Source organism: Kitasatospora sp. NPDC101801, assembly GCF_044766665.1.
GTDB lineage: Bacteria > Actinomycetota > Actinomycetes > Streptomycetales > Streptomycetaceae > Kitasatospora.
The window spans coordinates 96,540-107,419 of record NZ_JBIWML010000002.1 but is presented as its reverse complement, the minus strand read 5'-3'; the positions used below and the strand labels follow the sequence as shown (position 1 = coordinate 107,419).

The window sequence follows — 10,880 nt, the reverse complement described above, 5'->3', positions numbered from 1 at the left end:
GTGGCGTTTTAACCCGGGGGGCGGGCTGTGCGGGGTGGGGGGGGGGGGGGGGGGGGGGGCCCCCCCCCCGCCCCCGCCCCCGCCCCGGGGCGGGGGGGGGGGGGCGGGGGGCCGGGGATACGCTCAGAAAAGCGCGAAGCGCGCCGGAGCGGCCCTGAGAAGGGCGGACACCATGGCTGCCGCACTGCACCCCAAGCTGCTGACCGACCTGCGATCCGGCTTCGCCGGGGAGCTGCTCACGCCGGGGGACGGTGAGTACGACAGCGCGCGGGTGGTCTTCAACGCGATGATCGACCGACATCCCCAGCTGATCGCCCAGTGCGCGAACCCGGCGGACGTGGCGGCGGCGATCGCCTTCGGCCGGGAGCAGGGCCTGGAGATCGCGGTCCGGTCCGGCGGCCACGCCGTCTCGGGGGTCTCGGTCAACGACGGCCTGGTGGTCGACCTGCGGCGGATGAACTCGGTCGTGGTGGACCCGGAGGCCGGGGTGGCCCGGGTCGCCGGCGGCGCCACCATGAGCGACCTCGACCGGGCCACCCAGCCGTACGGACTGGCCGTCACCGGCGGGCGCGACTCCAGCACCGGCGTGGCCGGCCTCACCCTGGGCGGCGGCTCCGGCTGGCTGGAGCGGAAGTACGGACTGGCCTGCGACAACCTGCTCGCGGCGAAGCTGGTGACCGCCGACGGCGAGCTGCTGGCGGCGGACGAGGACCGGCACCCCGAGCTGTTCTGGGCCCTGCACGGCGGCGGTGGGAACTTCGGCGTGGCCACCGAACTCACCTTCCGGCTGCACGAGTTGCCGACCGTCACGATCGCCATGCTGCTCTGGCAGCCGGAGGCCGGGCCGACCGTGCTGCGGCACTACGTGGACTACATGGCGACCGCGCCCGACGAGGTCGGCGGAGCCTTCGTCCACTTCACCGGACCGCCGGAGGAGTTCGTCCCGTCCGGGCTGGTCGGGCGGCTCACGGCGGCGCTGCTGCTCACCTACGCGGGCGGCGAGCAGGCGGGCCGGGAGGTGTTCCGGCCGATGCTGGGCCACGGGCACGCGGGCGAGCTGATCGCCGAGCTCCCGTACGCGGACTTCCAGTGCATGCTGGACGACCCGCCCGGCGGGCGGAACTACTGGTCCGCCGAGTACCTGGACAGCTTCCCCGGGGCGGCCGCCGACCTGTTCTGCGGCCGGGCCGCCGAGATGGTGGTGCCCTCCGCCTCGCTGAACGCGGTCTTCCCGCAGGGCGGCGCGGTGGCCCGGGGCGGCGACCACCCGGTGCCCTGGCGGGCCGCACCCTGGGCGGTGCACCCGTTCGGCGTCTGGGAGGACCCGGCCGACGACGCCCGGGGACGGCAGTGGGCGCACGACGTCTGCGCGGACCTCCAGCCCTGGTCGATCGGCGCGGTGTACCTGAACTTCATCGGCGACGAGGGCGCCGAGCGGGTCGCGGCCGGTCTTGGCACCGGCAACGCCCGGCGGCTTGCGGCGGTCAAGTCCGCCTACGATCCGGAGAACGTCTTCCACCTGAACCACAACATCGTCCCGGTCTGAGGGCGCGTCACGGCTAGGATTCCCGACAAAGACGACAAAGCTGTCGGGCAATCAGGCGATGAATCGGCGAGGTCATGACGCAAGCGGTGGTGGGCGGGACCGTCGTCGAGGAGGCGGCAGCACCGGAGGTGAGGGCCCGGTCATGGGTGCTCCGGCGGGCCGACTGGCTGGGCCCGCTGGCGGTGGCGCTGTTCGCCGGCCTGCTGCGGTTCTGGGACCTGGGCTCGCCGAACGCCTTCGTGTTCGACGAGACGTACTACCCGAAGGACGCCTGGTCGCTGCTCCGGCAGGGCTACGAGGGGACCTGGCCGGACAACGCCAACGAGCAGATCCTGGCCGTCCCGCAGGTGGTCCCGCTCGGCCCGGCCCCGGAGTTCGTGGCGCACCCGCCGGTCGGCAAGTGGGTCATCTCGCTGGGCGAGTGGGCGTACGGGCTGCACCCGTTCGGCTGGCGGGTGGCGGTCGCGCTGCTGGGCACCCTGACGGTGCTGATGCTGGCCAGGATCGGGCGGCGGCTGCTCGGCTCGACGCTGCTGGGCTGCGTGGCGGCCCTGCTGCTGGCCGTGGACGGGCTGCAGTTCGTGATGAGCCGGGTCGGGCTGCTCGACGGCGTGCTGATGTTCTTCGTGCTGGCCGCCTTCGGCTGCCTGCTGGGGGACCGGGACCACGCCCGGGGCCTGCTGGCGGCCGCCCGGGCGGAGGGCGGCCGGGCCGGTGACGACGTACGGCTCGGCCTGCGCCCCTGGCGCCTGGCCGCCGGGCTGCTGCTCGGCCTGGCCTGCGCCACCAAGTGGAACGGTCTGCCGGTGCTGGCGGCCTTCGGCCTGCTGACCGTGCTCTGGGACCAGGCCGGGCGCCGCTGGGCCGGCGCCCACCGCCCCTGGCGGAGCATGCTGCGCCGGGACGCGCTGCCGGCCTTCCTCTCCCTGGTCGGCGTCGCGGTCGTGGTCTACCCGCTGTCCTGGGCCGGCTGGTTCCTCACCGACGGCGGCTACGACCGGCAGTGGGCCGACGACCGGTCGAGCGTGGTGAGCTGGATCCCCGCGTCGGTGCGCAGCTGGTGGCACTACCAGGACCAGATGCGGGAGTTCAACACCGGCCTCAGCACCCCGCACACCTACCAGTCCGGAGCCTGGAGCTGGCTGGTCCAGGCCCGCCCGGTCAGCATGTACTGGCAGCAGGTGCCGGAGGGTCAGCAGGGCTGCACCGCGCCGGGCGGCTGCGCCTCGCAGATCCTCGCGCTCGGTACGCCGCTGCTCTGGTGGACCGCCTGCTTCGCGCTGCTGTACGTGCTCTGGCGGTGGTTCTTCCGGCGGGACTGGCGCTCGGGTGCGGTGCTCTGCGCGGTGGCCGGGATCTACCTGCCGTGGTTCCTGTTCCAGGACCGGACCACCTTCTCGTTCTACATGGTGGTGCTGGTGCCGTTCCTCTGCCTGGCGGTGGCCCAGCTGCTGGGGGGGGTGCTCGGCCCGCCCGGCTGCTCGGCCGAGCGGCGGCGGTGGGGGGCGGCGGCTGCGGGCCTGCTCGTGCTGGCGATCGTCGGCTGCTTCGCGTTCTTCTACCCGCTGTACACCGCCGAGGTGATCCCGATGACGTCCTGGCAGGACCGGATGTGGTTCGTCAGTTGGATCTGACGGCCGCTCAGTCGGCCGCCCAGCAGCTGCTGCCGGTCGGCCCGGCGCTCTGGGCGGCCACCGCGCTGCTGCTGACGGCCGGTGCGGCGGTGGCCGGGTGGGGGCTGCTCGGCCACGGCCGGGCGGTGCTGCGGGCGGGGGCCCGGGCGGCCGTCCAGCTGGCGGTGGTCGCGCTGGTGATCGCCTGGGTGGTCGGTTCGATGTGGACCTCCGCGCTGTTCGTCCTGGTGATGTTCGTGGTCGCGGTGCGGACGGCCGGGCGGCGGATGACCGAGGGGCCCGGCTGGTGGTGGGCGGTGCTGCCGATCGGGGCCGGGGTGCTGCCGGTGCTGGCGCTGCTGCTCGGCTCCGGGCTGCTGCCCTGGCGGGGGCTGTCGGTGATCCCGGTGGCGGGCATCCTGATCGGCGGGGCGCTGACCGCCACCTCGCTGGCCGGGCGGCGGGCGCTGGACGAGCTGCGCCAGCGCCGGGGCGAGGTGGAGGCCGCGCTCGCGCTGGGTTTCGAGGACCGGGACGCCCGGTTGGAGATCTGCCGGACGGCCGCCGCCACCTCGCTGGTGCCCGCGCTGGACCAGACCCGGACGGTCGGGCTGGTCACGCTGCCCGGCGCGTTCGTCGGCATGCTGCTGGGCGGGGCCAGCCCGGTCGAGGCCGGTTCGGTGCAGCTGTTCGTGCTGGTCGCGCTGCTGCTGGTGGAGGCGGTGGCGGTCCTGCTGGTGCTGGAGCTGGTTGGCCGTGGTGCGGTCACCGGGTAGGGTGGGCGGTTGTTGAAGGGGAGTAGCCCTCCACCGGAGCGTCGACATACTGGCCTGCGACTCGCGCGGAGGCCCGGTGCCCGGGACATCCGTTTGCTTGCGGGTGTTGGCGAGACCTTCGGCCGCAGTGCTGTGATCATTTACCAGTGCTGTCGGGCCGGAGTGTCCCCTGACGGGCCATCATCGGCCGGGCAGCCCGACCCGATGAAGGGCTTTCTCTCCGATGAGTCTGACCATTGCCGCGATCACCTTCGGCATCGTCTTCCTGGCCGAACTTCCGGACAAGACCGCGCTGGCCAGCCTGGTGCTCGGCACCCGCTACCGGGCGAGCTACGTCTTCGCCGGGATCGCGGCCGCCTTCGCCCTCCAGGTCGGCCTGGCGCTGGCGGCGGGCAGCCTGCTGGCGCTGCTGCCGCAGCGCTGGGTGGAGGGGGTGACCGGCGTGCTGTTCCTGGCGGGCGCGGTGATGCTGCTCTGGCCCAAGGGCGACGAGGACGAGGACGGCGAGGCCAAGGAGCCGTCCTCGACCAACTTCTGGAAGGTGGCCGGCGCCAGCTTCCTGGTGGTCGCGGTGGCCGAGTTCGGCGACCTGACCCAGATCATGACGGCCAACCTGGCGGCCAAGTACGCCGACCCGCTCTCGGTCGGGATCGGTGCCTGGCTGGCGCTCTGCGCGGTGAGCGGGATCGCCATCCTGGGCGGGCAGAAGCTGCTGCAGTACGTGCCGATGAAGGTGATCGTGCGGGTGGCGGCCGGGATCATGCTGCTGATGGCGAGCATCAGCCTGTTCAAGGCGATCACCGGCTGAGCCCGGCCGGCCTCGGGCCGGGCGCCGGGGCTCAGCCGAGCGGGTAGCGGGTCGACTTGTCGGCCCGCAGCCCGTCGAGGAAGCCGCGCATCCGGACGGCGGTCCCGGCGTGCCGGTCCAGCAGCGCGGCCAGCTCCGGCGCGGTGCCGGCCGGCCGCCGTCCGTCGGCCCAGGCGGCTGCCAACCCCTCCGGGAGGTGGTGGTTGAGCAGGTGGGCCACCGTGTACGCCGCGTCGTAGCCCCGGTGGCGGTCGAGGAACTCCCGCTCGGTGCGGGAGAGTTCGAAGGTCTCGCCGAGGGCGAGGCCGAAGTCGGTCAGGTAGAGCAGGTGACCGTCCGTCAGCACGTTGCGGAAGTGCGCGTCGAAGTGGATCAGGCCGCGCTCCCGCAGGAACGCCGTGGTGTCGGCCAGTCGCTGCGCCACCCACGGGTACGCGGCGGCGTCCTGCCCGGCCAGCCAGCTGCCCAGGGTGTGCGGGACGTACTCCAGGAAGAGCACCACGGCCGCCTCGGCGCCGAGCAGCCCGGTGAGCCGGGCCCGGACGGCGGGGGAGCCGCCCCAGTACGCCACCGCGCCGTCCAGCCCGCCGAGGAAGCCGACCAGGGCCTCGGCGGGCGGCGGATCGGCGGGGAGCACCCGGGCGTGGTGGAGCAGCGGGAAGTCCGGCCGGCTGCCGTCCAGCACCCATCCGGTGGTCAGCTCGTGCACGGCCAGCTCGCGCCAGGCCCCGAACCCGGCCGAGCCGACGCCGTACTGGTAGTACCCGGGCAGGTCGAACAGGTTGGCGGTGGAGTGCAGGTGCTCGGGGCGCAGCTCCAGCGCGGTCAGCGGGACGCGTTTGACGAAGACCTGCGCGCCCTCGACCTCCAGCAGCGAGGTCACGCCGCCGATCCCGGTGCCGAGCGGGGCCGCCGCGTCGAGCAGTCCGGCCAGCTCGTGGTCGGCCAGCCCGGCGAGCCGGCCGGCCACCCGGTGGTGGGCGGCGAGGCGGGCGGTGGGTGCGGTCACCGGGGCGTCAGTCCGTCACGCTCTCGAGGGCCTGCCGGGTGGCGGGGCCGTAGACGCCCGGCGGGTCGTCGAGCCTGGAGGGGCCGTAGTAGGCCTGGAAGTCGCGGACGGCCTTCTCGGTCTTCGGGTCGAAGTCGCCGGTGGCGAGCGAGGAGCCGTACTTCCACCACAGCACGTCGGCGATCCGGCTCTGCATGTCCTTGACGTCGGCGCCCTGCATTTTCAGCGTGAGGGTGCGGGGGCCGGTGGGGACCGGCGCGGGGGGCGTCGGGGTCGCCGACGGTGTCGGGGTGGGCGTCGGGCTCGGGCTCGGCGTGGGGGTCGGGGTGGCCGAGGGGCTGGGCTTCGGCTTGGCGCTGCTGCGGCTCGCGGAAGGGGTCGGGGTGTCCGAGGGGGACGGGGACTCGACGGCGGCCACGGCGGGCGGGGACACGGTGGGCTGGTGGCTGCCGACCGGAACGGGCAGCGCCTGGTCGTGGTTCACCTTGGTGTCACCGGGGGTGAGCACCAGGGCCAGGCCCGCGCCGATCGCGGCGACGCCGACCCCGGCCGCGATGACGACGGTCCGTCGGCGCCCGGCCGAGACCTGCCGGCTGAGCCGCCGCTCGGCCCGGCCGCCCGGAGCGGGCTCACCGGGGTCGGGGCGGAAGCCGAAGACGCCGAGGTCCTGGGTGGGGGCGGGCTCGGGCGTCCACTGGGGCGGGGTCGGTATCAGCTGCAGGCTGGGCGGGGTCTGCGGCGGCGCGACCGGCGGTCCGACCGGCGGTCCGGCGGGCGGCGCCGGCGGGACGGGCGGCATCAGCCGGGTGGCGAAGGCGTCGTTCGGTGCGGGCACCACCTGGGTGGCGAACGGGTCGGCGGGCGCCGGGGCACCCACGTACGGCCGGACCAGCTCGGGTGTGTCGAGCGCGGGCAGGACGGTGGTGTCGTCCGAGGGGGCACAGGAGGGACAGCCGTCGGCGCCCCCGACGGTGCCGCAGACGGGGCAGCGCGCTCCCGACATGGGCCGGTCCTCCTCGGTGACGGTGACGAATGGGACCTGATTATGCAGCAGGTTCCGGTGGGTGGACAGGCGGGTGGAGAGGCTTGTCCCGGTTGGTGGTGATACCGGAGATGTGAAGGGTGGATGACCGCCGACGGTACGGATGGCGCAGCCGGCTGACGGCAAATCGGACATAGCTGACTTATGGTGAGACTGAAGGATCATCAGCCCGGGTGCTGGTCAGGCCCGTCTTCCCACCGAGGAGCAGGAATGGCGGAGGCCGCCGCGCCGGAGGGTGTCCAGGAGCAGCAGCCCCCAGAGGTGACGGTCCACAACCTCTGGGTCCCGATCGGCGCCCTGCTGCTGGCGATGCTGCTGGCCGCGCTCGACCAGACCATCGTCTCCACCGCACTGCCCACCATCGTGAGCGACCTCGGTGGCCTGGAGCACCTGTCCTGGGTGGTCACCGCGTACCTGCTGGCCTCCACGGCGGCCACCCCGCTGTGGGGCAAGCTCGGCGACATGTACGGCCGCAAGCGGCTGTTCCAGACCTCCATCGTGATCTTCCTGATCGGCTCGGCGCTCTGCGGACTCTCGCAGAACATGGGCGAGTTGATCGCCTTCCGGGCGCTCCAGGGGCTCGGTGGCGGCGGCCTGATGGTGCTCTCGCAGGCGATCGTCGGCGACCTGGTGGCACCCCGGGAACGGGGCAAGTACCAGGGCCTGTTCGGCGCCGTCTTCGGGGTCACCAGTGTGCTCGGGCCGCTGCTCGGCGGCGTCTTCGTGGACAACCTGAGCTGGCGGTGGGTGTTCTACATCAACCTGCCGATCGGGATCGTCGCCCTGGCGGTGATCGCGACGGTGCTGCATGGCACCGAGGTCAAGCGCGAGCACACCATCGACTACCTGGGCACCGCCCTGATCGCCTCGGTGGCCACCTGCCTGGTGCTGATGACCTCGCTCGGCGGGGTGACCTGGCCGTGGGGCTCCTGGCAGGTCGTCGGCCTCGGGGCGCTGGGGGTGGTGCTGCTCGGCTTCTTCGTCGCGGTGGAGCGCAGGGCGGTCGAGCCGGTGCTGCCGCTCAAGCTGTTCCGGTCCAGGACCTTCAGCCTGGTCGCGGTGATCTCCTTCGTGGTCGGCTTCGCGATGTTCGGCGCGCTGACCTACCTGCCGACCTTCCTCCAGGTGGTCATGCAGGTCTCGCCGACCATGTCCGGCATCCACATGCTGCCGATGGTGCTCGGCATGCTGTTCACCTCGATCGGCTCCGGCCAGATCGTCGCCCGGACCGGCCACTACCGGGTCTTCCCGATCGCGGGCACCGCCGTGACCGCCGTCGGTCTGCTGCTGCTGTCCCGGCTCACCGAGCACAGCTCCACCACCGAGATGAGCCTCTACTTCCTGGTCTTCGGCCTCGGGCTCGGGCTGGTGATGCAGGTGCTGGTGCTGATCGTGCAGAACTCGGTCGGGTACCAGGACCTCGGCGTGGCCACCGCCGGCGCCACCTTCTTCCGCTCGATCGGCGCCTCCTTCGGCGTCTCGATCTTCGGCACCATCTTCGCGAGCGGGCTCAACCACCGGCTCGCCGAGGACCTGGTGGGGGCCGACCTGCCGCCCGGCTTCCGGGCGGACAGCATCGCCCAGGACCCCCGGGCGATCGGCGCCCTACCGGGCTCCGCCCAGGCCGGGATCTACCACGCGTACGCGGAGTCGATCACCCAGGTGTTCCTGTACGCGGTGCCGATCGTGGTGGTCGCCTTCGTGCTCTCGCTCTTCCTGCGCGAGCAGCAGCTCCGCTCCACCGTCACCGCCCCCGACCTCAGCGAGTCGATCGGCCTCAACCCGGTGGAGCGCTCCTCGCTGGACGAGATCGCCCGGGCGCTCGCGGTGCTCGGCACCCGGGACGCCCGCCGCGACCTGTTCCGCCGGATCACCGTCGAAGCCGGGCTCGACCTGCTGCCCGCCTCCAGCTGGCTGATCCTGCAGATGCAGCGGCACGGCTCGGTCGAGCCCGCCGAACTGGCCGAGCACCGGATCGTGCCGATCGCGGTGATCGAGGCGGCCGTCCGCGAGGTGGAGAGCCGGGGCCTGGCAGTCCGCAACGGGCTGCCGCTGCGGCTCACCGAGCCCGGCGCCGAGGTGGCCGTCCGGCTGGTCGCCGCCCGGCGGGCCCAGCTCGCCCGGCTGCTCGGCGACTACGACGAGAAGCAGTTCGGCGAACTGGCCGACCTGCTCACCCGCCTCAGCTCCCAGCTGGGCGGCGACCGCCCGGACCGGGCCGGCCCCGAACACCGGCAGGCGGGGGAGGGCCGCACCTACTGAGCGGGCGTCAGGGCCGGGAACAATCCGCTGCCGGAGGAGAGTTGGCAACCGACATGACCACCACCCCGCCCGACCCGCGCACCCTGCTGGCGGAGAGCCGGCTCGCCGTCCTCGCCACCATCAAGACCGACGGCCGCCCGCAGCTCTCCCCCGTCATGCCGTTCTACGACCGGCAGGCCGAGGTCCTGTACGTGTCGATGACCGAGGGCCGCGCCAAGACCGCGAACCTCCGGCGGGACCCGCGGGCCACCCTGGAGGTCACCGCCCCGGACGGCTGGAGCTGGGCCACCGCCGAAGGCGTCGCGACCCTGACCGGGCCCGGGACGGACCCGTACGGTCCCGAGGTGGAGGAGTTGGTGCGCTACTACCGGCTGGCCGCCGGCGAGCACCCGGACTGGGACGAGTACCGGGCCGCGATGGTGGCCGACCGGCGGGTGCTGATGACGATGACGGTCGACCACGTGTACGGCTCCCGGGCCTGACCCCGGCGAAGGTGGGTCAGGGCAGGTCGATCGAGCGGAGCTCGTCCAGCACGGCGAAGCCGGTGGCGTCGTACAGCTTCATCGCCACCTCGTTGCCGCCGAAGACGTTGAACATCATCACGTCGTCCCCGCCCTGCCGGGTGGCCCACTCGCCGACCGCCATCGCGGCCCGGCCGTGGCCCTTGCCGCGGTGCTCGGGGTGCACCTCCAGGGAGAACCCGAAGGTGACGCCCGGCAGGAAGGCGTGGTTCACCCAGCCGGTGCCGACCACCTCGCCGCCGGCCTCGAAGGCGTAGATGGCGTGACCCGGGGTCAGGTACCCCTGCGGGAGGTAGCGCTCGAAGTCCCGGTCGGACTTCTGCCGGGCCTGCTCCGGGGTGAGGGCGCCGGCCCGGACGATGTCCGCGACGTACGCGGCCGTCTCGGCGGCGTACCAGGCCGGGTACTCCTGCTCGGTGAGCCGGCGGACCGTCAGGCCGGGCGGGAGCTCGGGGTGCTCGGCGGCGGCCCGCATCCGGGTCTGGCCCCGGACGGGGTAGTCGGCGAACTGTCCCGGGCCGTCGGTGAGCCGGACCTCCACCTGCCGGGCGCCCTGCTCCGCGCACCAGCGCTCGGCCCAGGCCCGCCCCTGCTCCACCGTCAGCTCGTGGATCCGGCCGACGGGCGTCCCGTCGTCGTCCCGTACCCCGACCGCGATCCACCCGGTGCCGTCGGTGGCCACCGTCCAGTCCTCGGACCCCTTCATTGCCCGCTCCAGCAGCGCCTGGGCCAGCGGCTCGGAGCACCCCGCCGCCCGGTACCTGGCGAGGGCCCGCTGCTCGAAGCCGTCCCGCCACCTGCTCTGTTCCACCACGACCATCGCGTTCATCCGGTCACCATAGGCCGACTCACCGTCGGGGCACAGGCCGTTTACGCTGGGCCCCGGGCGGTGGTTCGGAGTCGTCCCCGTGACGTGCGTGTCCTGATGAAGAGGTGTCAGATGGCCAGCGTGGTGAAGATCAACGTGTTGACGGTGCCCACCGAGATGCGGGAGACCCTGGAGCAGCGGTTCGCCTCCCGGGCCGGGTCGGTGGAGGGCTCGGACGGCTTCGAGTGGTTCGAGCTGCTCCGCCCGGTGGAGGGGACCGACCAGTATCTGGTGTACACCCGTTGGGCCAGCGAGGAGCACTTCAAGGCGTGGATGGAGGGCCCGATGCAGGCGGCCCACCGCCAGGGCCCGCCGAGCGCCGAGGGCGGGCAGCCGAAGCAGGCCGCCTCCGGTTCGACGCTGTGGTCCTTCGAGGTGGTGCAGTCCACCGGCCCGAAGCAGGGCTGATCCCGGTCGGGGACGCCCGGCCCCCGA

The 10,880-nt window shown here is 73.2% G+C and carries 10 protein-coding genes; 7 read left to right on the top strand and 3 right to left on the bottom strand.

The window, feature by feature from the left end:
* Window positions 1–172 precede the first annotated feature (172 nt).
* The 4 genes from ACIRPK_RS04735 to ACIRPK_RS04720 all read left to right on the top strand — a co-directional run bounded on the left by ACIRPK_RS04735 (window position 173) and on the right by ACIRPK_RS04720 (window position 4,743).
* Window positions 173–1,546, top strand: coding sequence for an FAD-binding oxidoreductase (locus tag ACIRPK_RS04735; RefSeq protein WP_403033013.1), 1,374 nt, complete (start codon window positions 173–175; stop codon window positions 1,544–1,546).
* A 74-nt stretch (window positions 1,547–1,620) separates the two neighbouring features.
* Window positions 1,621–3,180 (top strand): dolichyl-phosphate-mannose--protein mannosyltransferase, encoded by a 1,560-nt coding sequence (locus ACIRPK_RS04730; RefSeq protein WP_403033010.1) that lies wholly within the window; start codon window positions 1,621–1,623, stop codon window positions 3,178–3,180.
* The gene (locus tag ACIRPK_RS04725) at window positions 3,159–3,935 is read left to right on the top strand and encodes an ABC transporter permease (protein WP_403033008.1); all 777 of its coding nucleotides are present in this window, start codon (window positions 3,159–3,161) and stop codon (window positions 3,933–3,935) included. Before ACIRPK_RS04730 ends, ACIRPK_RS04725 begins: the two co-directional genes overlap by 22 nt.
* Window positions 3,936–4,158: 223 nt before the next feature.
* Complete coding sequence (locus ACIRPK_RS04720; protein ID WP_403033006.1) at window positions 4,159–4,743, top strand: TMEM165/GDT1 family protein; 585 nt, start codon at window positions 4,159–4,161, stop codon at window positions 4,741–4,743.
* Window positions 4,744–4,774: 31 nt separating this feature from the next.
* Here the strand turns inward: ACIRPK_RS04720 and ACIRPK_RS04715 are convergent, their stop codons facing one another.
* Together ACIRPK_RS04715 and ACIRPK_RS04710 are read right to left on the bottom strand one after the other, a co-directional pair.
* On the bottom strand, window positions 4,775–5,752 hold the full coding sequence (locus ACIRPK_RS04715; protein WP_403033003.1) for a protein kinase family protein: 978 nt from the start codon (window positions 5,750–5,752) through the stop codon (window positions 4,775–4,777).
* Between the two features lie 7 nt (window positions 5,753–5,759).
* Entirely contained in the window at window positions 5,760–6,755 is a 996-nt protein-coding gene (locus tag ACIRPK_RS04710) for a peptidoglycan-binding protein (protein ID WP_403033000.1), read from the bottom strand.
* Window positions 6,756–7,004: 249 nt separating this feature from the next.
* Here ACIRPK_RS04710 and ACIRPK_RS04705 point away from each other — a divergent pair, with 249 nt between their 5' ends.
* Both ACIRPK_RS04705 and ACIRPK_RS04700 read left to right on the top strand, forming a co-directional pair.
* Window positions 7,005–9,056, top strand: a complete 2,052-nt coding sequence (locus ACIRPK_RS04705) for a DHA2 family efflux MFS transporter permease subunit (protein WP_403032997.1) — start codon at window positions 7,005–7,007, stop codon at window positions 9,054–9,056.
* A 53-nt stretch (window positions 9,057–9,109) separates the two neighbouring features.
* Window positions 9,110–9,538, top strand: coding sequence for a PPOX class F420-dependent oxidoreductase (locus tag ACIRPK_RS04700; protein ID WP_403032994.1), 429 nt, complete (start codon window positions 9,110–9,112; stop codon window positions 9,536–9,538).
* 16 nt (window positions 9,539–9,554) lie between these two features.
* Here ACIRPK_RS04700 and ACIRPK_RS04695 read toward each other — a convergent pair whose 3' ends face one another.
* The gene (locus ACIRPK_RS04695) at window positions 9,555–10,406 is read right to left on the bottom strand and encodes a GNAT family N-acetyltransferase (RefSeq protein ID WP_403032991.1); all 852 of its coding nucleotides are present in this window, start codon (window positions 10,404–10,406) and stop codon (window positions 9,555–9,557) included.
* A gap of 111 nt (window positions 10,407–10,517) precedes the next feature.
* Here ACIRPK_RS04695 and ACIRPK_RS04690 point away from each other — a divergent pair, with 111 nt between their 5' ends.
* On the top strand, window positions 10,518–10,853 hold the full coding sequence (locus ACIRPK_RS04690) for an antibiotic biosynthesis monooxygenase family protein (RefSeq protein WP_403032988.1): 336 nt from the start codon (window positions 10,518–10,520) through the stop codon (window positions 10,851–10,853).
* Window positions 10,854–10,880 lie beyond the last annotated feature (27 nt).